Here is a 24,677-nt window from a genome sequence, read left to right as displayed (position 1 = left end):
CTTTATCTAAATGCTTTTTGTTGAATTAAAAACATCGGCAATATAATATTAATGATGTATTTAGTATCCTAGTGATTAAGAAAGGATGTAATTCATGTTTAATTCTATTGATGATTTATCAGTAACATCTATCCGTACGCTTTCCATTGACGCAATCGAGAAAGCAAATTCAGGACATCCTGGTATGCCAATGGGTGCGGCTCCAATGACTTATACATTATGGACACGTTTCATGAATCATAACCCAAAGAACCCTAAATGGTTTAACCGTGATCGTTTTGTTTTATCTGCAGGTCATGGTTCAGCATTGTTATACAGCATGCTTCATTTATCTGGTTATAATTTATCGATGGATGACCTTAAGCAATTCCGTCAATGGGGAAGTAAAACTCCTGGACACCCTGAATATGGTCATACTGAAGGTGTAGAAGCAACAACTGGGCCACTAGGTCAAGGAATCGCTATGGCAGTTGGTATGGCAATGGCGGAGCGCCACGTTGCAAGTGTGTATAATAAGGATAAATTTGAACTAATCAACCACTTTACATATAGTATTTGCGGTGATGGGGATTTAATGGAAGGTGTATCTGCTGAGGCTGCTTCCCTTGCTGGTCACTTAAAGTTAGGTCGTTTGGTTGTTCTTTATGATTCAAATGATATCTCACTTGATGGGGACTTAGATAAGTCTTTCTCTGAAAGTGTAAAGGATCGTTTCCTTTCATACGGATGGCAATATCTTCGCGTAGAAGATGGAAATAACCTAGACGAAATTGCAAAAGCTCTTGAAGACGCTAGAAATGATCTAGACCGTCCAACTATGATTGAAGTTAGAACGGTTATTGGTTACGGTTCACCGAACCGCGCTGGTACTTCAGGCGTTCACGGATCACCACTAGGTGCTGATGAGTTAAAGCTTACAAAAGAAGCTTATAAGTGGACATTCGAAGAAGATTTCCATGTTCCTCAGGAAGTATATGATAACTTCCAAAAACTGATCGTTGAAACAGGAGAGAAGAAGGAAAAAGAATGGAACGATCTTTTTGCACAATACAAGACAGAATATCCTGAACTAGCTGCTCAATTGGAGCAGGCACTAAACAATGAATTACCTGCTGGTTGGGATAAGGACATCCCAGTTTACAGCGAAGGAAAGAGTCTAGCTAGCCGTGCTTCTTCTGGAGAAGTGCTTAATGGAATTGCGAAAAACCTTCCAATTTTCATCGGTGGTTCCGCAGACCTTGCAGGATCTAACAAAACGATGATTAAAGGATCTAAAGATTATATGCCAGGTTCATATGAGGGCCGTAATTTCTGGTTCGGTGTTCGTGAATTTGCAATGGGTGCTGCTATGAATGGTATTGCCCTGCATGGTGGTGTAAAAGTATTTGGGGGAACATTCTTTGTGTTCTCTGACTACCTACGCCCAGCAATTCGATTAGCTGCATTAATGGGTTTACCTGTAACCTATGTATTTACTCATGACAGTATTGCAGTAGGGGAAGATGGACCAACTCATGAACCAGTAGAACAGCTTGCAGCATTACGTGCTATGCCAGGACTATCAATTATTCGTCCTGCAGATGGAAACGAAACAGCAGCAGCCTGGAAGTTAGCAATTGAATCCACAAACAAACCAACTGCACTTGTTCTAACTCGTCAAGATTTACCTACATTAAAAGGTACAGACACTAATGCATACGGTGGAGTTTCAAAAGGTGCTTATGTTGTTTCTCCTTCCGAAAGGGAAACTCCAGATGCATTGTTATTAGCAACTGGATCTGAAGTAAGTCTTGCTGTTGAAGCTCAAAAGGCACTAGCAGGTGAAGGAATTCATGTTTCTGTTGTAAGCATGCCTTCATGGGATCGATTTGAACAACAATCTCAGGAATATAAGGATTCTGTACTTCCAAAGAATGTGAAGAAACGTCTTGGTATTGAAGTAGGTTCTTCCTTCGGATGGCACAAATACACTGGAGACGATGGCGATGTTCTTGGAATCGACACGTTCGGTGCTTCTGCTCCTGGAGATAAAATCATGGAAGAATACGGCTTTACAGTAAGCAACGTTGTAGCGCGTGTTAAGGCTATGTTACAAAAATAAAACAAGTGTAAGGGAACAGCTGCATAAGCTGTTCTCTTTTTTTTTATTTTTTAATAGTAAGAACTATCAGAAAAAATATATATACTACATAATTTTACAGTTATAATAAAAGTAACATAGAAATTTTTGAGGTGAATAAGAAATTGAGTAGTATATCAATAAATAAGGTGGAAGAGGAAGTTTCTACGGAATGTCCAAACTGCTTGAAAACCATCCCTGCTCATAAAGGTTATATTACTTGGTGTGAGTGTGGATATAATTTACATACAGCTAAAGAAGAAGAGCCGAAAAGGAAATCAAGAATGGTTCGACTCTATGACCATCTGGGAGAAAGAAGTGGAGAATTTATTTTTCAACAAATGATGAATACCACAAATTTTACACAAAGAAAATCATTAGTAAATATAATTGCACTAATGATAGCGACTATTGTTCATGCTACAAGTGTAGCTTCTTTTGCGTTTGGAATATATTTATTAATTTTCCAACATAACCATTTTGTCTTGCTGTTTTTTGGTCTCGTATTATTGGGGATTGCGTGGTTCATAAGACCACGTGTAGGAAGATTAGAGAAAAATGAACGCATTATACCTAGAGATGAAATGCCTGCAACATATGCCGTGTTAGACAATTTAGCAGACGCCATGGGGATAAAAAGGATAGACGGAATTGTTATTAATGAAGATTATAATGCGGCCATTAAAAAGATTGGCTGGAGACGAAGAACGATTGTATATATTGGAATTCCACTTTTTTCAGCCTTGACCCCGGATGAACAATGTTCTGTTTTTGCACACGAGTTAGGGCATTATCAAAATAATGATCTTACATATGGTTTTTATGTAGGTACAGCAATTAACACACTATATGATTGGTATACCTTATTAGATCCAGTTCAATCGGAGCAGACCTTCGAATATAGTCTCCTTGATATGATAACAAATTTTATCTTAAAACTATTAGCTCAAATTCCATATTTAACTTTCTCATTATTGCTGCATTTACTTTGGAATCAAAAACAGATTGGAGAGTATTTAGCAGATTATCGTGCGGCCCAAATTTGTGGAAGTATAACAGTCATAAAGGACTTGGAAAAACTTCATATGGATAGGGTTTATTACCATGCACTGTCTAGAGTTTCGGTTAACGACTTGCAGACGAATGTAATTGATGAATTCAAACAAGCCCTTTCTATCATGCCTGAACGTGAAAAGATCCGAATAAAATTACAACTTGCAAAGGAAAAATTTAAATTAAATGAAACACATCCACCGACAATTTATCGAATTCAATTCATTGAAAAACAAAATCTAACAAGAAGATTTTCCATCGATCCACTGAAAGGTAAAAAAATGAACCAGGAGCTTGATTTGTTCAAGGAAAAAATTCATGGGATTGCGGTAGAAAATTATCGGTATTATTGGCTGAATTAGATTCGGATCCCGAATCGAAATAAACAGGAAATTCAATGATTCTAGCGAATCCATAGTAGTTTTATTTGAAAATTTGCTAATCGACAAAATTAGTGGAAGTTTTTGCCGCCGAAAGACAAATGTTTTGAAGATGTTTTTTTATAATAGAAAAAAGGGGAATCAACGAAGGAGAGAACCGTAGTGAGAAAATATCAGCTATATTTAATAGAAGATGAATTTGCGGCCCATTACTTCGGAAGAGAGCGACTATTTTTTCAGCTTTTTCAGGAACATCAACAAGCTGTTGGCGAGCTAAAATTTATAACTAAAAAACAAATTTCATATATTACAAAAAGAGTGGAAGTCTTAAAAATTCATCAGTTAATCCAAAAACAGCTTGGAAAAATTAAGGGATTTAAGGCAGACCATGGTGCATATACAATCGAATTGAGCGGAAAACTAAGTACGGCAAAGGTTGAAGTGTTTCAGGACTTGATTACTGTAGAAGCACTAGGAAGCTATGAAGCGGAAACAGCTTTCTTTGAAGTGCTTAGAAAATGTGAATCGTCCTTTTTAGCTATTGACCTTGAACATCAACGATATGGCTGGTTAAAGCCTATAAAGGAAAGAAAATTCATCTAATTGAAACGAAATATTGTCTTATTTCGTTTTATTTAGTACACTGTATGATAGACAACATGAAGGAGGAAGTTTAATGGGTATGTACATTCTAGTTGGTATACTAGCATTAGTAGCTGGTGTAGCGCTAGGATTTTTCATTGCTCGCAAATATATGATGAGCTACTTAAAGAAAAATCCGCCAATCAATGAGCAAATGTTAAAAATGATGATGATGCAAATGGGTATGAAGCCTTCACAAAAGAAGATCAACCAAATGATGTCTGCTATGAATAAACAACAATCCAAATAAGATGGACAAGCACATCTTGCACATACATTAACAGATAAGAGAAACGACCTACAGGTCGCTTCTCTTTTTTATTTCCTAAAAAAGGAATGAATTTGTCTGTGTTATGAGAAACTAATTATAAATGGCGGTAGTGGAGTGGTCTCATTTGTTAAAACAATTATGGAACAAATTAAATCAAACGAATCAACAAGAAAACATAGAAGATGTCCACTCTGACGAACTAATTAGACTTAAACAAAGTTCAGTATTCAGAGAGCTTATAAGAAACAATGAAGCAATTACAAAAATATATAAATCACCGAAAAACCAGGATATAAATACTAGGGGATTTATCATAGGTGGATTAGGAAAAAAGGCAAGTATAGTATTCTTAGCTCCCATTGTTGACACTTTACATATTGAGAAATCCATTGTTGCCCCACTGCTAACAAACACAGATAGTAATAAAGAAATTGAATCAATTATTATTAATCAATCTACAAGGAAGATATTTACATTCAAGGAAGTCCTTTCTGAAATTAATAGGGGAAATACAATATTATTTATAGATAATTATACAACTGCTTTTGCCATGGATACGGTCCAAATAAAAGCTAGAAACATTGAAAAAGCTGAAAATGAAGTAATTTTAAAAGGCCCTAAAGAGGGATTTACTGAAAATGTTTTCGATAATATCTCCTTAATTAGAAAAAAATTTAAAACGGAAAGTTTAATCAATGAATCTGTAACAGTTTCAAAGAAAAATAACAGTGAAGTGTTTATTCTATATTTAGATGATGTAGTTAATCCAGATTTATTAGAAAAGGTAAAAAAACGATTACAATCATTTGAAGTAGATGTAATTCAAAATCTAGGGATATTAGAACAATACATTGAGGACAAAGAAGGGTCGTTGTTCCCAACCACACTCTATACAGAAAAGCCTGATAGGGCGGCATCATTTATACAAGATGGTTATATTGTATTATTAATGGACAGTTCACCTGCCAGTTTAGTGGTACCTGCAACATTTTGGGCCTTTTTTCACACACCGGATGAGCATTACTTACGTTTTTTGTTTGGCAACTTTACAAGAGCCTTGCGAGGCATGGCTATCTTTATCGCCTTATTTACTTCGGCCATTTACATTTCAATTACTAACTATCATGCTCAAATGATTCCACCAGATCTTTTGTTAGCAATATCATCAACAAGGGAAAGAGTCCCATTCCCAGCATTTATTGAAATTCTTATTATGGAAATTGCCTTTGAATTAATCCGTGAAGCCGGTCTGCGAGTGCCAAATCCAATAGGACCCACCATTGGTATTGTGGGTGCGTTAATTTTAGGACAAGCAGCAGTGGAGGCGAACGTTATCAGTCCTCTAGTGATTATTGTGGTTGCACTAAGTGGTCTATCATCCTTTGCGGTGAGCGATATTAGCTTCAATTTTGCGATTCGAATCATAAGATTTATCTTTATTATTGCTGCTGGCGTTCTTGGAATTTATGGGATGGTGATTGTATTTGTTATGGGGTTGTCCTACATGGTTTCAATCAGAAGCTTTGGAGTTCCATATTTAGCTCCAATGACTCCTAGATATAAAGCATCTCAGGATACAGTGTTTAGAAGGTTTTTGCAAAATGAAAGATGGAGGCCAGGTTTCTTAAAGCCCAAGGATTTAGAAAAAAAGGGAGACACAACGTAAACTATGAACCAGTCGAATGGCACAGTTGGGATAAGAGAATATGTCGCTACCATGCTCTTGATTATTGGGGTGAAACTTTCTGATAGTACCCCCGCTCTATATTTTGACAGTTTGAAGAGTGCTGCGTGGATGGGACCATTAATTGGTGGTGTCATTACAGTTATTCCATTATATTTTCTAATTAAAGTACTAAACAATTATGATTCCAAAAACCTGCATGATATTAATATTAGTATATTCGGAAAATATATAGGCTTTTTACTTTCCTTTATCTTTTGGATATATGGTTCAATGGTTATCGCAGTGGATTCTAGGAGCTATGTAGATATTATTGCAACTCTATATTTTGTAAAAACCCCAACGATCGTCATTTTCATTGCTTTGATGGGTGCATGTGCTTATACAGCAATGAAGGGTATCCAAAATTTAACTTCTTTGTCTTGGATTGTACTATTTTATGTTAAAGGGACGCTATTACTGGGATTGTTATTAATTCTTAAAGATGCTAATACATTTGCTGTTTTTCCATTCTGGGGTCCAGGGTTTAAAGAAGTAATGACTGAAGGTACGTTAAAAACCTCGCTATATGGCGACTTTTTATTCATCAGTTTAATCTTTCCATTTTTTACTTCTAAAAAAGTTTTTTCCAAAGGCTCATGGATCGCTTTAGCTTTTTTAACGATTGAGATTCCCATCTCCTTTGTTCTTTACTTATTCATGTTTGATTATGCCCCTGCGAGCTTGTTAACTTATCCATTCCATGAAGTAATTAGGTATCTATCTATTGGGGATTTCCTTACTAGCATTGATACCTTCTTTTTTCCTTTCTGGCTTGTTGCGAGTTTAATGAGGTTTTCTATTTATTTATACTTAAATGCACTCCTATTAGGGAATTTGTTCAAAATAAAACAGTTTGAATATTCGATTCCTATTTTAGCTAGTGTATTTTTAATTGTAGGTATGATACCTGAGACCCCATCATTCACCATTTTTAAATTAAGAGACCCATTGTACCAACTTTTCACCCCGATATTCATTATTTTTCCTATTCTACTCTGGGGTATTGCAAAGCTGAAGGGTGATTTTAAAAATGAAACTAAAAAGAATAATGCATAGACTTATTCTATATATAGGATTGATTCTGTTGCTTTGTGGATGTTGGGATAAAAAGGAGTTGGAGGAAAGGGCTTATGTGATTGGATTGGGTATGGCTAAGAACCACGAATCAAGTAAGATTGATATTACCTTTTTGATTGCCAATCCTGAAGTAGGAAGTCAGCAAAGCGGTTCAGGATCTAAAGAACCTGCACGTGAAATAATTACTATTACTGCTAATGATTTTATAACCGCGCGAAATACAGCAAATGCCATCGTGGCAAGAGAATTGACCTATGACCTTTTACGAGTATTTGTTGTATCTGAAGAGTTGGCTGGTGACAAGGATTTCATTCACTATATTTATGATGCAACAAAGGATAGAGAAATTAAAAGAGACGCGTATTTAATTGTTTCAAAAGAAGACCCAAGAGTGTTTTTTACAAATAATAAGCCTAAATTGGAAACGAGACCGCATAAGTACTTTCAATTTATGATAACAAGAGGGATTGAAACAGGTCTAATTCCAGATTCTGACCTCCATCGATTTTTTCGGGTAACAGAAAATGATGAAGACTTATTTCTTGCGATGTATGCAACGACTAAATTGCAAAAGGGGGAGAAACGGGGAAATGAAGATGAATATCTCGCAGGAGAAATAGATACAGAAGGTACATCCAATCAAACACAATTTATTGGTGCGGCAGTGTTTAAAGAAGGAAAAATGATTGGGAAAATCACAGGACAGGAAACGAGAATATCAGTCCTTTTAGACGACACCTCTGAGTTAAATGACGTGTTAACAACCTATCCAGATCCCTTTAATAAAAAAAAGAGAGTAGCTGCTCGTGTAATTAAGAAACAAAACAATGACATTGAAATAGATATTAACCATGGTCCTCCAAAAATAAAAGTTACTTTACCGCTCACCATCGAAATTTTATCTGACCCTAGTATGGTTAACTATGGTGCACATGAAGAAAAGAAGAAAATTTTAAAAAAGCATTTAGAGAAGGTTGTCTCTGGGAAAATTGAGGATTTTGTGAAAAAAACTCAAACACAGTTTAAAGGGGAACCATTTATGTGGTCTGCTGAAGTGAGAAAGAAATTCAAAACGATACCTGAATATGAGAAATATGATTGGATGAAGGTTTATCCAGATGCACGGGTTGAAATAAAAGCAGCTATTACCTTAGGAGAGTTCGGTAAACAGGAAAAGGTACCGAATATTGAGAAATTGAGGGATTAAGATGACAATTGCTTTATGGTTTATGATTATCCTCATGGCAGTATACGGTGGAGCTTTTTCCATTTCATTGTGGAGAGATAAGAATAAAAACGGTTCGATAGTGATGATGTTCATGACTTTGTTTATCTTAGTGGCACCATACTTTGTTTTCATGAAATAATAGATTGTAAAGTTCAATAAATGTTTAAAAAAATTAGCAGGAACCACCTTCTATCATGTCTAACTATTAGTAAGGGATAGGAGGTGATACAGCTATGAGTCAGAAGGTCATTGAAGGTTTAGATAACGTGGTGGTTGGTAAAAATGAATGTCTATATTGTGAAACGGATATTCAGTATGTGGCGATTGTTCGAGGAGAAAATGATGTAGAAGAATTAAAAAAGCAGTATCCGTTTTGTGAATTGACGGATCAAGTATTTCCTTTAAATAAAAAAGTGGTTAGCAATGTCCTGAATAAAGAATCTCAACAAATCGTTGATCTCGAGGTTATCGTCAAATGTCCAAATTGTCATGCCAACAACAGATTTAATAGTTATCTAAAACTAAGAAAATGGGTAAAAGAATAATCCTTCTTTTATCTCCCAAGTGCTATCATTTTATAGTTAATTTGTTGAGGTACTCTATTTTAGAGTACTTTTTTATATGGATAGGAATATTATCTAAATGTTTATTATTTTGTAAATATTTGATAAAATAAAACCTCGGGAATAAACTTCTTCGCATTTCGTAATATTTTTAACCATTTGCAGAAGGTGTGTCACTTTAACGTGTTTTGGGGGCGGTTGGATGAAAGTATTTTTAGAATTAGGCTGGTTTTTTAAGCAAGAGAAAAAGGCGTATATTTCAGGCATTGTTTTATTAATGCTTGTCGCAGTACTGCAATTAGTGCCGCCAAAAATTATCGGAATAGTTGCTGACCATATCAACGAAGGGACGATGACAAGGGGGATCCTAGTTCAGTGGGTACTGGTTCTTATCGCGGTAGGGATTTCGATGTATGTCCTACGGTATTATTGGAGGATTCGAATTTTTGGGTCAGCGGTCAAACTGAGCAAAATCTTGAGAAATCGTTTATATCATCATTTTACAAAAATGTCTCCCTCTTTTTATCAAAAAAGCAGGATTGGAGATCTAATGGCACACGCAACCAATGACCTATCTGCGATCCAGCAGACGGCGGGAGCGGGGGTACTGACCTTAGTCGATTCCCTCTCTACCGGTGGCTTCGTCATTATTGCCATGGCCTTTACAATTAGCTGGAAATTAACTTTGATTTGTTTAATACCTATGCCCTTCATGGCCATGTTGACCAGCTGGTTTGGATCGATGTTACATAAGAGTTTTTATAAAGCCCAAGAAGCATTTTCTTCCTTAAACGATAAAACGCAGGAAAGCATCACTGGAATTAAGGTCATCAAAACGTTTGGGCAAGAGCAAGAGGATATTGAAGACTTCCGCAAACAATCAGAAGATGTGGTGCAGAAAAATATTATTGTGGCTAAGATCGACTCACTATACGACCCTACGATTTCCATTATTGTAGGTATTTCTTTCTTTTTATCCATTGCCTTCGGAGCGAAGTATGTCATCAATGGGGAACTAACAATAGGGGAGTTAATCTCGTTTACTACCTATCTAGGATTATTGGTGTGGCCGATGCTTGCGTTCGGCTGGTTATTTAATATTGTTGAACGGGGCCGTGCCTCTTATGATCGTGTGAAAGCACTACTGAGTGAAAGGGTAGAGATAACGGATTCGGAAGAAGCATTGGATATCGTGCCATATGGGGATATTCATTATCAAATTGATGAATTTACGTATCCAGGGGAATTGAGACCAATTTTAGAAGATGTGGTCTTTACCCTATCTTCCGGGGAGACCTTAGGTATTGTTGGCAAAACAGGATCAGGTAAAACAACTCTATTAAAGCTGCTGATTAGGGAGTTTGAAGGATATAAAGGTGACATCCTTTTTGGCGGAGAAAAGCTGCAAAATTACAAGCTGGAAAAATTGCGGGAAGCCATAGGCTACGTCCCACAGGATCATTTCTTATTTTCGGCAACCGTTGCTGAAAATATTGCCTTTACGAATCCTACAGCATCGGAGCTAGAGGTTAGGAATGCGGCAAAACTGGCCAATATCCATGAAGATATTCTTCAATTTACGGATGGATATCAAACGATTGTTGGAGAACGCGGTGTGTCTTTATCGGGAGGACAAAAACAGCGGATTTCCATAGCACGTGCTCTCTTGATGAATCCCGAAGTTTTGGTTCTTGATGATTCATTATCTGCCGTCGATGCGAAAACTGAGGAAGCGATTCTCACATCATTAAGGGAGAATCGTGAAGGGAAAACAACCATTATCACATCCCATCGTTTAAGTGCTATTCAACACGCCAATCTCATTCTTGTCATGGATGAAGGAAGAGTAATCGAACGCGGTACGCATGAGGAATTGATGATGAATGATGGATGGTACAAGGAAATGTATTTACGCCAACAGCTAGAAGAGTTGGTTGAGCATGGAGGGCATTAAAATGGATGAAAAAATACAATTATCAGAACGGGAACAAAGAAAAATCTTATTTCGCCTTCTTTCCTATACCAAACCACACAAGAAAATGATCAGTGTTGCTTTTGTCTTATTATTACTCACAACGATTGGAGATATCGTTCTCCCCATTATTGTTAAAATATTTATTGATGACTATTTAACACCAGGAAAGCTTGAGTTTCAGCCATTACTCGTCCTTGGTTCGGTTTACATGGGCATCCAAGTGGTAAAAGCAATCCTGCTATTTTTTCAGTTTGTTAAATTCCAAGAAATTGCTTTATATATTATCCAGCAGCTTCGCATCGATGTTTTTGCAAAGGTTCAAGCACTCGGGTTAAGATACTTTGATAAAACGCCTGCAGGAAGCATTGTGTCTCGCGTGACGAATGATACGGAAGCCATTAAGGATATGTTTGTTACCGTTCTTGCGACCTTTATCCAAAGTGGTTTCTTGCTCACTGGAATATTTATTGCCATGTTTATTTTAAACGTAAAGCTTGCGTTCATTTGTGTCATTATTCTCCCGATCTTAATATTTGTCATGAGTTTATATAGAAAACTAAGCTCACGATTCTATCTTGATATGCGGGAAAGACTCAGCCAGTTGAATGCGAAATTAAGTGAATCATTACAGGGAATGTCCATTATCCAAGTCTTTCGTCAGGAAAAACGCCTTCGTACTGAGTTTGGGGATATCAACGAAAAGCATTACAATGCAGGGATGAAAAATATCAAGATTGATGGCTTGTTATTAAGACCGGCAATTGACCTTATTTATACTTTTGCTTTAATTCTTGTGTTGAGCTTTTTCGGGATTACTTCCTTTCAACATAGTGTTGAAATCGGCGTCATCTATGCATTTATCAATTATTTAGATCGATTCTTTGAGCCGGTTAATCAAATGATGATGAGACTCTCCCTCTATCAACAAGCCATTGTAGCGGGCTCGCGTGTATTTAAACTATTAGATGAAGAAGATTTAGCTCCCTCACAAAAGGAAGAAAAAACAATTTCGCTTGATGAGGGAAGGATTGAGTTTAGGAATCTTAGTTTTTCCTACGATGGAAAACGGGATGTTTTGAAGGATATCACCTTTACCGCTAATCCAGGGGAAACGGTTGCTCTTGTCGGACACACAGGAAGCGGAAAGAGTTCTATTATTAATCTTATGATGCGATTCTATGAATTCGAACGTGGGGAGATTTTAATTGACGGCGCATCTATTCGTGATTTTACGAAGCCTGAATTAAGAGAGAAGATGGGGCTTGTACTCCAGGATCCGTTCCTGTTTTACGGAACGGTAAAGGATAATATTCGTCTTCATAATGAAGGGATGACAGACGAACAAGTCGAAGCTGCAGCACGATTTGTTCAAGCGCATACGTTTATCGAAAAACTAGATGACGGATACAACCATAAAGTAGTGGAAAGAGGCTCTACTTTTTCAAGTGGCCAGCGCCAGTTAATTGCCTTTGCAAGGACGATTGCGGCCAATCCGAAAATACTGGTTCTCGATGAGGCTACTGCCAATATTGATACGGAAACAGAAGAAGCGATTCAGACGGCATTGGCGAAAATGCGAAAGGGTCGGACGACGATCGCGATTGCCCACCGGTTATCCACCATTCAGGATGCGGATTTAATCTTAGTCCTTCATCAAGGGGAAATCGTCGAACGGGGGACTCATCAAGAGCTGTTGGCTTTGGGTGGGTTATACCACAAGATGTTCCTCTTGCAAAATGGGGGAGTGGAGCGTCTGGAGGATGTTGTGAATTAATAGAAAAAGCCTGGCGTGCGCCAGGCTTTTCTATTTAAGAAGTCAATTTTTTAGTTAAGTGCTTGTCTCTAACAAGCCGATGATGGAACTTTTTTTATATATACTTTATTATATTCATTTAATAGATGATCAAGTTCCTGACTATAGCGAATTGCTGCGGAGGAAGTCAAGCCGTTTGTTATTGCGACTTGAATTAATTCAGCACGCTTTTTTTCAATTAGGGCAATTAATTCCTGTTTCAACACGGCCGAGGTCCTTTCCGGAGTAACTCCTAGTTTTTGGTTTTAGTGTAAGTTGGATACAAGTCTACCAAAATGACATTGTTTTACTAGTATAACCTATAATGTAAATTACTTCAAAGAGATTTGTAAATAAATATCCAACATTTTAGGTGTTAGTTGGAAAATATGAATGAATCTTGGAACGGTGCTATTGAGACACAAAATATTCACGTTTAATCATTATCATTTGGTTGAAAGATTTGTTAGAATGAAGAGGTATCGACTATAGTGGGAGTGTTAATATGACGGATATAAATATATTTATAGCCCTTGGTGCCGGATTTTTAAGTTTTATCTCACCATGCTGTTTACCGCTTTATCCTGCATTTTTGTCTTATATCACGGGCATGTCTGTTGGTGAATTAAAAACCGAAAATGCTATGCTTCAAAAGAGAAGTCTTCTACATACGATCTTTTTCCTTTTAGGTTTTTCGGCTATTTTCATAGCCATTGGTTTCGGGACTTCCTTTATTGGCCGTTTCTTTTATGAGTACAAAGATTTAATTCGCCAGCTCGGTGGAATATTTATTGTATTCTTTGGACTCATGATTGTTGGTATTATTAAACCGGAATTTTTAATGAAAGATCGCAAGTTAGAGTTTAAAAATCGACCTTCTGGATTTATTGGTTCCGTCCTAATTGGGATGGCCTTTGCCGCTGGATGGACGCCTTGTACTGGACCTATTTTATCATCAGTTATTCTGCTTGCAGGCTCTAATCCTGGATCAGGTGTTTTATACATGACAGCCTATTCATTAGGGTTTGCCATACCGTTCTTAATCTTATCGTTCTTTGTTGGAAAGATGCAATGGATTCGCAAGAACAGTGGCAAGATTGTTAAAATCGGCGGATACATTATGATCATCATGGGGATTGTACTTTTCTTTGACTGGATGACAAAAATTATTATTATCTTCCAAAGCATGTTTGGTGGCTTTACTGGATTTTAAGATTAGTAAAATTTCACTAATGTAGTTCAAAAATGGATGCCGATACAGTGAAAATATTTTTTCATTCGCGGTCATATAAGCTATAATGGGGAAGTAAATAATTAGATAAAGGAAGATTGAACCCAATGAACTACGTTGTTGTTTCTTCAATCGGTGCAGTCTTTATGGGCCTTTTTGTACTTTTTGTTCGTATGAAAGCCGCAAAGAAACCTGCAAATGTAAAAAAGATTATTCTACCGCCTGTTTTCATGTCCAGCGGGGCCTTGATGTATGTGGTACCTGAATTTCGTTTAACCCCAATGGAAATTTTAGAGGCCGTTATCGTCGGGATGCTTTTTTCTATCTTATTAATCAAAACCTCCAAGTTTGAGGTTCGTGACAACGATATTTATTTAAAACGCTCCAAGGCATTTGTGTTTATCTTAGTCGGCTTGTTAGTCGTCCGCCTCGTGGCAAAATCGATCTTAAGCAGCACAATTGATTTCGGTCAGTTAAGCGGAATGTTCTTCCTGCTCGCCTTCAGCATGATTGTCCCTTGGCGGATCGCCATGTATCGTTCTTATATGAAACTATATAAAGAGTTACAGAGAAATTAAAAAATAGTAAAACACTGATCTGTTGTGGATCAGTGTTTTTTGTTTTATGATACTATTAATTTTCATTCCAATGATAAATTAGTTGCACAACTCCAGAAGAGAAGGTTCTAGTATTGACCAATTTTAAATTCAATCTCTGTTTTATATCAATAAACAACGGTTTTCCTTCTCCCAAAATGATAGGGTGAACAGATAACCTAAATTCATCAACAAGTCCTAAATTGATAAAAGTAGTAATAAGGCTTGCTCCCCCATATAGCCAGATATCTTTGCCAGGCTTTTTCTTTAGTTTTAAAACTTCTTCATGAATATCATCATTAATAAATATTGTTTTTTTCTCACTCTTTTTTTGTGTTTTGGAAAACACATATTTTTCTTTACTATGAACTGATTCCCAGAATTCTATTTCAGTTTTATCTTTAGTTTCTGGAGTGAATTTTCCCCATAAATCAGTAGCTTTTTCTTCCATATAAAATAGTATCAATTTGGTTTAGAAAATGATTAAACTCCATCTCAGAGTCAATGATGCACCAATCAACTTCGCCATTTTTCCCTTCAATAAAACCATCTAAAGTAACTGCTAAATCTAAAATAATCTTTCTCTGCTTTACGTTATTTGTCATACCTATTCCTCCTGTTATCAAACAGATAATGTCATTTATTCAAAATATTATCAGAGTCCTTTGGAAAATAAAAAACCGTTCAAAGGTGAACGGCTCAGAATAAATGCTCGTATGGCGTTACGTCAATTCTATTTTCAAAAAGCTTTTTCCGTAAGAATTTATGATCTCTTTTCGGTGTAGCCTGGATATACCCACGAATGACCAGTTCTTCCGAAATCTTATCCACTTTCTCATTCAACGCCAGTTCACCAATTTTCCCAGCAATTTTATGACGGGCTACATCACGGAACAGCTCAGGTACAGGGCTGACTAAATCTTCAAGTAAAGCCTTTTCTTCAGCACCCCAAAGGTGACGCGTTTCATTTACATAATGTTCTTCCCAATCCATATCCGATCTACCGTCTTCTTTTGGCATCTTTTTCAGAAACTTGCGGAACATAAAAAAACCGCCAATTGCGAATGAACCTACTAGAAAAACGACCCAGAACATTATAAACCACAAAAACCAACCGCTCAACTGCTGCATTCTATTCACCTACAAAAACTATTTTTTCATCTTATTATAGACTTTTTTTGGATTAGATGACAAGTAATGATCCTATTTGAAGAAAATGATAGAGCTGAATTTTTGCTCGTAAAGATAGAGAATTGTCAAAAAAGTGACAAAAAATCTCATTCTATTGATAATTACTATTTTCCATTGTATTATGATTACAAATGATAGGAACTGGATAAGAGCCGTTTAGTCATTCTAACGACATAATGTCAACTTTCACTTGTGGGGCTGAATGGGGTACTGGTGTCCTCCACAGTCTTCAAAACTGCCTGAGACCTGCGTGCCAGGTCTGGTGGGTTCGATTCCCACGCAGTCCCGCCAACTATTTAATAATGACGCTGTTTTTACGATGATTGATAGCGTGATGTTAGCGTTGATTGATTCCGTTCAACTACACAGTTTTCTCCCAGTTTCACGAAAGACTGTGAAAGACTGTCGGTTAAGACTGTTTGGAACGTTGCTTGAAACTGTGAAAGTTATTCGTTCGTCCTCTTACGCAGATTTTAAACTGTTGAAAGGGGATTTTTTATTATGCGTAAAAATTTAACAAGACGGAAGAGAATTGTTAGCAACGATGATGTTTCACTTACCATCACCCAAATGTTCGAGGAGTATATGCTCGTTAAGAAGGGGGAAGGTCTAGCAAAACGGACAATTGCCGAACACTATAATAACTTCGGATACTTTAAGGATTATATTAACCGTGAGTTATCAACTGATGAAATGACGACTGAGCTTTTCCTCGGTTGGATCACCTTTATGTTAGAGGAAATGGATTACTCGCCATATACTGTAAATATTCGTGTTAGAACAATGCGGTCATTTCTACGATATGCTTTCGAGGATAAAATGTGGATTAACGAACCTATTCACAAACGTTTTAAGCCGATAAAGGCACCTATTGATGTTGTTGAGTCATTTACAGTTGAGGAGTATCGGAGATTAATAGCTGCAATTGACGATGATAATTACGTTGGTTTTCGTACTAAGGTAATCACATTTGTATTGCTCGATACAATGGTACGGGTATGTGAACTGGTGGATATGAAACGGCAAAACATTGATTTAAAAACTATGTCAATTCGCTTGGAGGCAGCAGATACGAAGACACGTGTTGGTCGTGTTGTGCCGATTTCTCCACGGACTGCCAAATTGTTAAGCGAATATTTGCGTGAAACTGAAGAGTTCGGCAATGATTACGTATTTCTTTCGTATGAAGGCGAGCGAATTAGTGAAGCGACAGTACGAGAAAATTTACGCTTATATGGTCAGGTTGCAAAAATTACGAATAAGCGAGTCAGCCCACATACCCTTAGGCATACAGGAGCTTTATTCTATATACTTAACGGAGGGGATCCGTTTAGTTTGCAAAGGATTCTTGGTCACTCACATATGAATATGGTTCGGAGATATGTGCAGATGACGAATATGGACATTCAAAATCAACATAGTGTGCATTCCCCGTTAAATTACGTATTTAAATAGTTTCATATATTACGTCACCTTAATTGGTGGCGTTTTTTTTATTTAGTTCGTTTTTAAACTAACGTGGCAGATTTGCGAAAGTTGTGGAATAATGTATGCTGTATAATTAAAATAAATTGTGTGAAACCATGACTGATAGATGGATTGCAATGATTGCTACTAAACTAAAAAATGATTATGTGGTTGAAATGGCAATAAGGATACCGAACGAAAAAATAGAATAGTAGAACATAAATATGTAAAGATAAGGAGAAAAAAGATTGGCCATACTGGAAACAGAAGTTGAGATTTTTTTAACTGGAAATATCGTTAAGCATTTTGAAAATTTGAGTTATGAGATACCTAGATATAAAAACAAATTAGGAAAAATGGTCATACCAAAAGGAACAAAAATAGTAGTAAAAATTGAAGATTTGCCAAAAAGTTCTAATGTAAAATTAACTAAGATTTGTGACGATTGCAAGATACAAATTTCAAATCAAACTCACAATAAAATTATGCGCAACAGAAATAATGATGGGAAAGATCGATGCAAGAAATGTGGGCTTATTGTAGCGGGTTCTTCAAGAAAAGATAATCCTCCATATGAAAATTCATTAGAGTATTATGCGTTAAACAATGCAATGGAATATTTGTTAACCGAATTTAGTGATAAAAACCCTAAAACGCCAAATAATATATCACGAGCATCTGCTGACGAATATCTTTGGATATGTCCTAAATATAAACACGAATATACTATGAGCCCTGCAAAGAGAACCAATAGAAAAAGTAACTGTACTTATTGTTCAGGGCAAAGTATTTTAAAAGGATTCAATGATTTATGGACGACGCATCCTCACTTCGCAGAATGGTTAAAAGATGAAGAACGAGGTTATGAAATCTCTGCTGGAAGTGATAAGTATGAGGTTTTTATATGCGAACAATGTGGTCGTGAAAAAAGTATGGCTGTCAATAAAGTAGTTAGCCGAGGACGGATATCATGCTCAACATGTACAGATGGGGTGAGTTATCCTGAAAAATTCGTCTTTGAGTTGTTGACTCAATTAAATATTGATTTTGAAACTCAAAAAACATTCGATTGGTCCAAAAATGTATCACATGAAAATCCAAAATTAAATGGAGATAAAAGATACGATTTCCATATCCCTTTTCTGAAAATGATTATTGAACCTCATGGTGAACAACACTATAAAGAAACGAGAAGATCAAAAAGTTCTTTGCGTAGTAAGACATTAAAGGAAGAACAAGAAAACGACAAATTAAAACAAACAATTGCCATAGAAAATGGGATTGAAATTTATGTACCATTAGATTGTAGTGAGTCAACAATGAAACATATCAAAAACAGCATCCTTTCCAGTTGTTTAGCAAGCCTATTCGATCTCGAACACATTGATTGGTTGAAATGTCATGAAACTGCTTGCCATAATTTAGTAAAAACCGCTTGTGATTTATGGCAACAGGGAATTAAATCAACTACAAAAATATGTAAAATTATGAAGATGAGTAGATCAACAATTATTAATTATTTAGCACAAGGAAACGAATTAGGTTGGTGTGATTATGATGCTGTTGGAAATAAACGAGAAATCGTGCAGTGTAATTTAAAAGGAAAAATTATCAGAAATTGGACTAGCATGACCGAGGCTGCCGATGAACTCGGAATAAACATGAAGTTAATTTCTGCATGTTGTACAGGTTTAACACAATCAGCTCATGGCTTCATATGGATGTACAAAGAAAAATATGAGGCATGCACCAAAAATAATATGCCAATACTTGAAGTAAAATATAGTGGAAAAAAAAGCATCGTTCAATTAGATTTAAAAGGTAATTTCATCAATGAATATTCAAGTATGAAAGAAGCTGCTAACGAAATTGGAAAAGACTATTTCAACATTTCTGCATGTTGTAGAGGTATAACAAAAACAGCCTATGGTTTCAAATGGATGTACAAAGAAGATTACGAAGTTTTGTTAGAATGATAGAAGAATAAAGTTATTACCTTATTTAAAAGATAGAGCAAACAAATTGCAAGCACTGCCTTGTTTAATAACGGGTGCTTATATTAAAGAAAAAATTAGAAGCGGATCTATAAGGATCCCTTTTTATTTTGTATACACAAGGAACGTTTGTTCGTTATAATAAGTATGAGGTGATTAATTTGGCGATTCGTGACCGTGGTAAAAAGAAGTGGCGGTTCGCCTTTGGAATGCCAGAACTTATTAAAGCGCTGCGTGATGTATGGAAAGATGATGAGCGGATTAAAAAGCCGATACTTACGAAATCGACGAATTCGACCAACGAATATGTTATACGATGGAATACCGTCTTGCGGTAAAGCTGACGATATGGGATGACGGAATTACACACGAGATAACTGGTCGAATCCATTGCGTTGATCTGATTACAATGCAGCTTCGTGTTGAGGTATGGCCAGGAGATTTTGAAAGGATTGCATTTGAGGATGTAGTAGGAGTGATTGTTGTTGAATAGGCGATATATGTTTCCAACACATTTTAAACTACTGAACCAGGTTCCCTAAATGTTAAGGGCACTTCAATAGTGTAAAATAAAGGTTATAAATCATTTATATCTAATGGAGGCAATTATATGGCATGCCCAATTACAATTATCAAAAATGATAAACTGTTATTTGAAGCAACAAATATTCAAGAATCTGCAAGATCCTTAGAGGAGCATCTGAATACAAGTAAATATAAGCTCTACGATTCGATTGAACGTGGCTATGTTTATAGCATTCCTTATAATTTTAATGGTGACGAATATCGTTTTGTTGCACCTGAAGAAGTTGCCGCCAAGCGTCGTCAAGTACTTGAAGAAAGTGACCATGAAAATGCTCGTCGTATTTGGTTAATATCAAATAATCCAGAAGAATTTGATTTAGCCAGGGCGTATAGTGAATGTGAAACTTTAGAATGGAAACGATCTCGGAATTTTGAAAATGGTGATATTTTATTTATATATGTTTCAGGAAATATTCAACAAGTCTGTTTTAAAGTTGAAATTATACAAGGGTTAGTACCACCTAATGAGGTTAAGAATAATAAAATGTTTTGGAAGGATTTAAAGAAATTTGAGGAATCCAAAGGAGGAAAATGGACTCGTTTTCGTTTTCTGGAAAAGGTGGATAATCCTGAGCTATCTCTCGCTAAATTACGTGAACATGGTTTGAAAGCGAATGTCCAAGGTCCGATGAAACTTAATGGGGAACTTAGGGAATATATCATGCCGTTCTTTGAAAAGGATCTAACAGAAGGTTATTATCCAGATGAAGTCCCTGATAATTTAGAAGAAGGTATGCGCAAAACTGTTATGGTCAATAGATATGAACGCAATCCTATTGCTCGCAAGCGATGTATGGATCATTACGGTGTCCAATGTCAAATTTGTGATCTGAATTTTGAGGATACATATGGAGCAGTAGGAAAAGATTTTATCCATGTCCACCACATAATACCTTTGCACGAAATACAACAGGGCTATATTGTAGATCCAATAAACGATTTAATCCCTGTTTGTCCGAACTGCCATGCAATGCTACATCTTAAAGAAAATGGCGAGTATTTGACGATTGGACAATTAAAAGAACGAATTATAAGTAATAGAAAAACGGTATAGATTAATAGTTTAGTTAGTTCTTAACAGCCAGGAGTAATTTCTTCTTAAGGGAAATTTGGTGATGTAGTCATTACTGTACCCACAACTAAATGTGATAATTTGATAAAAAAGGGCCTCGGTACATGACCGGGGCTTTACGCTTCTATATCGCTAACCTTCACGTCATATTCATCGATGTATTCCACTACTTTTAGCATTCGCTGAATAGCGTACTCCGTTGTCAGATAAATCATTTGCAATCAACTCGCCAGTCAAATCAAGTAGCTGAACTTTAATACGAGCAATGGTTAACTTCGCCTCTAATAATTCATTCACTAAACTACACCACATCTCCATTAACTTGCTAATACGTTGCACAAATTTTGTAAACATTATGTGGACGTTGTGTGTACGTGCTTTTATTTTATAAGATAGGAAAAAATAGGTGGTGAAAGAAAATGTACTATATGGTAGTGAGTGAAGAAAATTTGGTAGATAAAAGGACTTCAGTAGCCGCAAGAATGATTTGGAAAAATATAAGAAATAATTATACTGTAAATATTGGTTTGATTCAAACCTGATTATTAAGAACTTCAAGGACCACTTCACTAGGCGGCAAATCATTAATTCTTATAATCAATTAGAAAAAAGAGAACTTGTTAGGAAAGAGCAAAAAGGTGTAATAGAAATAAATGAAAATTATCTTATCCAGCTTATAAAACGAATCCCGCAAAAAGATTATGTCCGCCTAGTAAACGTTATTGAAAATTATTTTTTGGATGAAAATAATTCAAATAAATTAGCGACAATGGTTCTAATGGAAGAGCAATTTCATAAGTTATCACCTGAAGAGCATTTTCGTCAGCAGATGATGTTAATCATGGATAACTATAGAATGGAAACATTAGGAGATTGAAATAAATGAATTTAAATAGAACTTTCAAAAGCGCAGCCAATTAGGTTGCGTTTTTTTATATTTTTTTCATAAAAACCGAAACGGTTGCTCCTAGGGGTCGGATAAACGGGGTGTAGGGATTAAATTAGAAATAATTTTTCTGTACAGGCGATACTTTTCGTAAAAGTGGTCGGATTATTCTATAGACAAGAAGGGAGGTTTTAGTATGGTAACAGCAACAACAATTAGGGTTGTAAGAGCGTATCTGGGGGATGTCCCAGGGTGAACTTGCCGATCGGATGGGTGTAAGTAAAAGCCTAGTGTCAGCGGTTGAGAAGAAAACAAAACCTATTACACGTAATTTTGCGAAGAACTTTAAACGGGCTGTGGGAATTACTGATGCAGTTCTAATCGATATTGAGTTTGTTGGAAACGAGATTGCGGAAAAACCAATTTCTTTTGAACTCAAAGTGTTAAAAAACTACAAAATAACGACCATGGAGTGATAAAAATGGAATTTAAAAAAGTAATAAGGATGAAAAATGAAGAAAAAGGACTTAGAAGAAATAATAAATTAACCGATGATAAAATTCAACAGATTAGAAACCGATATACCACCACTAAATGTTCATATAAGCAATTAGCCAAGGAATTCGGTGTAACTGTTGAGCAGATTACAAAGGCACTAAAGGGAGTTACGAAATGGAAGCCAACGGTTTTACAACGTTTTGACGAAAAGTGGACTGAAGACGAACATGGGTGTCACGTTTGGGAATGGATATAAGTCCAAGGAAGGATATGGTCAGTTCCGAATGAACGGGAAATTATACCGTTCCCATAGAGCCTCCTTTGAATTGAAGAAACGTCCGCTAGAACCTGGCGAAGTGGTTCGGCACAAATGCGATAAACCGTACTGCGTTAATGTCGATCATTTGGAAGTGGGAACTCCCCTGGAAAACAATAATGACAAAATAGAGCGATTTCGACAACCTTGGGAGTACGCTGCTATTGATTACCTAGAGATACGCTTTATGCATCAAAATGGAGTTCCAATTGATATGATTACTAGACGTTTCGGAATAAAAAAGACTACCCTGAAAAGCCGACTTAAGGACATGGAAATGACCGCTGATTTTTCGAATGAAGACAAGGTGTTTCACTATAGGAATCGAGCCATACATGAAGAAGCAGGGAATAATAAAGACAACACACCTATCAAGATTATAATCAATAGGATAATTGAATAGTTTTGCTAGTTTTATAGGCGGTTCTCCATTAGTTTGCAGAGCAAGGGAGTGCCGTCTATTTATATTAAATACGAAAACAGTATGGAAAGAGGCTAAATAAATGGCAACTGAAAACAGAAAACTTGTAGATGTAAGTACAGGAGAATACTTTGATATGGGTGAGTATTACCTACGAGCTAGAGCTTCTGATGAAGCATTTAAACAAATTATTAACAAGGATAACCGCCATTTTTCGTTTGCAGACATGGATACCATTAAATTCATTATTTCCAATGTCTCCACTGTTCATTGTGGTTACCTTATGATTCTTCAATGTTATATGGAATACGGAACAGGAAAGTTAAAACTCACTAGAAACGAAATGCCAAAAGCAGTTAGTACATCCAAATCGACCTTTAATAGGTTTTGGAAAGTAATGATTAACTACGGAATTATTATAGAGAAAAATGGGGGATTTTACGTAAATCCTTATTTTCATTTTCGTCAACAACCGCAGCATAATAGAGTCATCAAGTTATTTACTACAATGATAAAGCAATTAATACATGAGTTATCTGCATCCGAATTAGGGTTTCTGTATAAGCTATTGCCATTTGTACATTACGATACGAATATGATCTGTGCTGATCCGTTTACCGAACCTGAGAATATTCAGTTCCTGAATAAAACCCAAATAGCGTTATTGGTCGGTATGGATGAAAAGAAAACGTCCAAACAATTAGATAAGTTGCGGAAAATAGGCGTTGTTGCTGAAACAATACGCCAGGATGATAAAAGAGATCGTATTTTCACTTTAAATCCATATGTATTCTATCGAAAGAAAGGTAGGCCTGACGATACCTTACGGGGGTTGTTCGCTTCAACACCTTACGGTAAATAAGAAATAGGTGTCTTTTTTGACAGTAAAAAGGCGTAATAGGTGTCCTTTTTGACACTAAGGAAAAGTACCTTCGAACCTTGGTAAGTATGGGTTTGAGGCACTTTTATTCTGAAATTACTTCTTTATCTTAGACAATAAGAAGTTATAGTTCTAGTAAACGGAATTTATGGTATCCGCCAAAAACGTAATAATCAATAACCTTCGCCTAACGGCTCGGTGAAGTAACCAAAGCTTATCAGCTTTAGTCACATCAAATTAAATAAACGGCTTAGTTTAAATGTGAAGACTGCCTAAGCAGGATTCAACTGAGCGTTAGCGAGGTTATTACGTTTGTGGCGTTATGTTGACGAAGTAATATAAGTGGATAGATTATTCGAAAAACGAACTACATAGCATTCGGACTGCACAGGGGGGTAAGTGTTTGTACGAACTGACTGGCTAGACCGATTAATGATAACCCTACGGACTGTGGTGTCCTATTAGTAATCAAACGGACTGTACAGACCTGAAAGGAAGGGGTACGAACTTGTTGAAGGGTAATGATCCGCAGCGATGAATTCAATTTGATGAAAAAACGCTTGATGACACGTGGCGGAAACTGTCACTTTTCGAAAAACTCCAGGGGTGTATCTAAGGGGAAGCAAAATAGAAAAATGTTATTTATATTAGGGTTTCTTTAAATTATATTAATTTATTGTCTATAATGATATGACATCTTAACATAACTTCTGT

At 36.3% G+C, this 24,677-nt stretch carries 25 protein-coding genes, 1 tRNA gene and 1 pseudogene; 23 read left to right on the top strand and 4 right to left on the bottom strand.

Features of this window, described 5'->3' with window-relative positions:
- Window positions 1–94: 94 nt before the first annotated feature.
- The 11 genes from tkt (at window position 95) to QE429_RS17340 (ending at window position 12,808) form a co-directional block, all read left to right on the top strand.
- Window positions 95–2,101 (top strand): transketolase, encoded by a 2,007-nt coding sequence (tkt, locus tag QE429_RS17390; protein ID WP_307288735.1) that lies wholly within the window; start codon window positions 95–97, stop codon window positions 2,099–2,101.
- Between the two features lie 143 nt (window positions 2,102–2,244).
- Complete coding sequence (locus tag QE429_RS17385) at window positions 2,245–3,534, top strand: M48 family metalloprotease (protein WP_307288734.1); 1,290 nt, start codon at window positions 2,245–2,247, stop codon at window positions 3,532–3,534.
- A 180-nt stretch (window positions 3,535–3,714) separates the two neighbouring features.
- The gene (sirA, locus tag QE429_RS17380; protein ID WP_307288733.1) at window positions 3,715–4,155 is read left to right on the top strand and encodes a sporulation inhibitor of replication protein SirA; all 441 of its coding nucleotides are present in this window, start codon (window positions 3,715–3,717) and stop codon (window positions 4,153–4,155) included.
- A 73-nt stretch (window positions 4,156–4,228) separates the two neighbouring features.
- Window positions 4,229–4,444: a YneF family protein gene (locus QE429_RS17375; RefSeq protein WP_307288731.1), complete on the top strand. Its 216-nt coding sequence runs from the start codon at window positions 4,229–4,231 to the stop codon at window positions 4,442–4,444.
- Window positions 4,445–4,589: 145 nt separating this feature from the next.
- On the top strand, window positions 4,590–6,131 hold the full coding sequence (locus tag QE429_RS17370) for a spore germination protein (protein ID WP_307288729.1): 1,542 nt from the start codon (window positions 4,590–4,592) through the stop codon (window positions 6,129–6,131).
- A 3-nt stretch (window positions 6,132–6,134) separates the two neighbouring features.
- The gene (locus QE429_RS17365) at window positions 6,135–7,247 is read left to right on the top strand and encodes a GerAB/ArcD/ProY family transporter (RefSeq protein ID WP_307288727.1); all 1,113 of its coding nucleotides are present in this window, start codon (window positions 6,135–6,137) and stop codon (window positions 7,245–7,247) included.
- On the top strand, window positions 7,222–8,475 hold the full coding sequence (locus QE429_RS17360; RefSeq protein WP_307288726.1) for a Ger(x)C family spore germination protein: 1,254 nt from the start codon (window positions 7,222–7,224) through the stop codon (window positions 8,473–8,475). The genes QE429_RS17365 and QE429_RS17360 overlap by 26 nt, the downstream gene beginning before the upstream one ends.
- A gap of 1 nt (window position 8,476) precedes the next feature.
- Window positions 8,477–8,635 carry a hypothetical protein gene (locus QE429_RS17355; protein ID WP_307288725.1) on the top strand — a complete coding sequence of 53 codons (159 nt, stop codon included), beginning with the start codon at window positions 8,477–8,479 and terminating at the stop codon, window positions 8,633–8,635.
- Window positions 8,636–8,729: 94 nt separating this feature from the next.
- Window positions 8,730–9,041: a hypothetical protein gene (locus tag QE429_RS17350; protein ID WP_307288724.1), complete on the top strand. Its 312-nt coding sequence runs from the start codon at window positions 8,730–8,732 to the stop codon at window positions 9,039–9,041.
- A 220-nt stretch (window positions 9,042–9,261) separates the two neighbouring features.
- Window positions 9,262–11,013 (top strand): ABC transporter transmembrane domain-containing protein, encoded by a 1,752-nt coding sequence (locus tag QE429_RS17345; protein WP_307288723.1) that lies wholly within the window; start codon window positions 9,262–9,264, stop codon window positions 11,011–11,013.
- 1 nt (window position 11,014) lies between these two features.
- Window positions 11,015–12,808 (top strand): ABC transporter ATP-binding protein, encoded by a 1,794-nt coding sequence (locus QE429_RS17340; protein WP_307288722.1) that lies wholly within the window; start codon window positions 11,015–11,017, stop codon window positions 12,806–12,808.
- A 68-nt stretch (window positions 12,809–12,876) separates the two neighbouring features.
- Here QE429_RS17340 and QE429_RS17335 read toward each other — a convergent pair whose 3' ends face one another.
- Entirely contained in the window at window positions 12,877–13,053 is a 177-nt protein-coding gene (locus tag QE429_RS17335) for an aspartyl-phosphate phosphatase Spo0E family protein (RefSeq protein WP_307288720.1), read from the bottom strand.
- 278 nt (window positions 13,054–13,331) lie between these two features.
- Between QE429_RS17335 and QE429_RS17330 the strand changes: the two genes are divergently transcribed.
- Together QE429_RS17330 and QE429_RS17325 are read left to right on the top strand one after the other, a co-directional pair.
- Window positions 13,332–14,039, top strand: a complete 708-nt coding sequence (locus tag QE429_RS17330; RefSeq protein ID WP_307288719.1) for a cytochrome c biogenesis CcdA family protein — start codon at window positions 13,332–13,334, stop codon at window positions 14,037–14,039.
- A 125-nt stretch (window positions 14,040–14,164) separates the two neighbouring features.
- Window positions 14,165–14,635, top strand: coding sequence for a CcdC family protein (locus QE429_RS17325; protein WP_307288717.1), 471 nt, complete (start codon window positions 14,165–14,167; stop codon window positions 14,633–14,635).
- Between the two features lie 55 nt (window positions 14,636–14,690).
- Here QE429_RS17325 and QE429_RS17320 read toward each other — a convergent pair.
- Both QE429_RS17320 and QE429_RS17315 read right to left on the bottom strand, forming a co-directional pair.
- Window positions 14,691–15,258, bottom strand: a pseudogene (locus QE429_RS17320) (dihydrofolate reductase family protein).
- A 94-nt stretch (window positions 15,259–15,352) separates the two neighbouring features.
- Window positions 15,353–15,784, bottom strand: a complete 432-nt coding sequence (locus QE429_RS17315) for a DUF2621 domain-containing protein (protein WP_307288715.1) — start codon at window positions 15,782–15,784, stop codon at window positions 15,353–15,355.
- Between the two features lie 254 nt (window positions 15,785–16,038).
- Between QE429_RS17315 and QE429_RS17310 the strand changes: the two genes are divergently transcribed.
- The 6 genes from QE429_RS17310 to QE429_RS17285 all read left to right on the top strand — a co-directional run bounded on the left by QE429_RS17310 (window position 16,039) and on the right by QE429_RS17285 (window position 20,944).
- Window positions 16,039–16,135, top strand: a tRNA-Sec gene (locus tag QE429_RS17310).
- 210 nt (window positions 16,136–16,345) lie between these two features.
- On the top strand, window positions 16,346–17,299 hold the full coding sequence (locus tag QE429_RS17305) for a tyrosine-type recombinase/integrase (protein WP_307288713.1): 954 nt from the start codon (window positions 16,346–16,348) through the stop codon (window positions 17,297–17,299).
- A 260-nt stretch (window positions 17,300–17,559) separates the two neighbouring features.
- Window positions 17,560–19,287, top strand: a complete 1,728-nt coding sequence (locus QE429_RS17300) for an NUMOD1 domain-containing DNA-binding protein (RefSeq protein ID WP_307288712.1) — start codon at window positions 17,560–17,562, stop codon at window positions 19,285–19,287.
- Between the two features lie 128 nt (window positions 19,288–19,415).
- Window positions 19,416–19,643, top strand: a complete 228-nt coding sequence (locus tag QE429_RS17295; protein WP_307288710.1) for a YolD-like family protein — start codon at window positions 19,416–19,418, stop codon at window positions 19,641–19,643.
- Window positions 19,622–19,798: a YolD-like family protein gene (locus tag QE429_RS17290; RefSeq protein ID WP_307288708.1), complete on the top strand. Its 177-nt coding sequence runs from the start codon at window positions 19,622–19,624 to the stop codon at window positions 19,796–19,798. Before QE429_RS17295 ends, QE429_RS17290 begins: the two co-directional genes overlap by 22 nt.
- A gap of 117 nt (window positions 19,799–19,915) precedes the next feature.
- Window positions 19,916–20,944: an HNH endonuclease gene (locus QE429_RS17285; protein WP_307288706.1), complete on the top strand. Its 1,029-nt coding sequence runs from the start codon at window positions 19,916–19,918 to the stop codon at window positions 20,942–20,944.
- Window positions 20,945–21,112: 168 nt separating this feature from the next.
- Here the strand turns inward: QE429_RS17285 and QE429_RS17280 are convergent, their stop codons facing one another.
- On the bottom strand, window positions 21,113–21,274 hold the full coding sequence (locus QE429_RS17280; protein ID WP_307288704.1) for a hypothetical protein: 162 nt from the start codon (window positions 21,272–21,274) through the stop codon (window positions 21,113–21,115).
- A gap of 816 nt (window positions 21,275–22,090) precedes the next feature.
- Between QE429_RS17280 and QE429_RS17275 the strand changes: the two genes are divergently transcribed.
- From QE429_RS17275 to QE429_RS17260, 4 genes are all read left to right on the top strand, one after another.
- Entirely contained in the window at window positions 22,091–22,324 is a 234-nt protein-coding gene (locus QE429_RS17275) for a helix-turn-helix domain-containing protein (RefSeq protein ID WP_307288702.1), read from the top strand.
- Window positions 22,325–22,329: 5 nt separating this feature from the next.
- Window positions 22,330–22,602, top strand: coding sequence for a helix-turn-helix domain-containing protein (locus QE429_RS17270; RefSeq protein ID WP_307288700.1), 273 nt, complete (start codon window positions 22,330–22,332; stop codon window positions 22,600–22,602).
- Window positions 22,574–23,065, top strand: a complete 492-nt coding sequence (locus tag QE429_RS17265) for an HNH endonuclease (protein WP_307288698.1) — start codon at window positions 22,574–22,576, stop codon at window positions 23,063–23,065. Before QE429_RS17270 ends, QE429_RS17265 begins: the two co-directional genes overlap by 29 nt.
- A gap of 100 nt (window positions 23,066–23,165) precedes the next feature.
- A complete protein-coding gene (locus QE429_RS17260; RefSeq protein ID WP_307288697.1) occupies window positions 23,166–23,945 on the top strand; it encodes a hypothetical protein in 780 nt (259 codons plus the stop codon).
- Window positions 23,946–24,677: the final 732 nt, after the last annotated feature.

It is taken from the genome of Bacillus sp. SORGH_AS_0510 (assembly GCF_030818775.1).
Lineage (GTDB): Bacteria > Bacillota > Bacilli > Bacillales > Cytobacillaceae > Neobacillus.
This window is presented reverse-complemented; position numbering and strand designations above follow the sequence as displayed.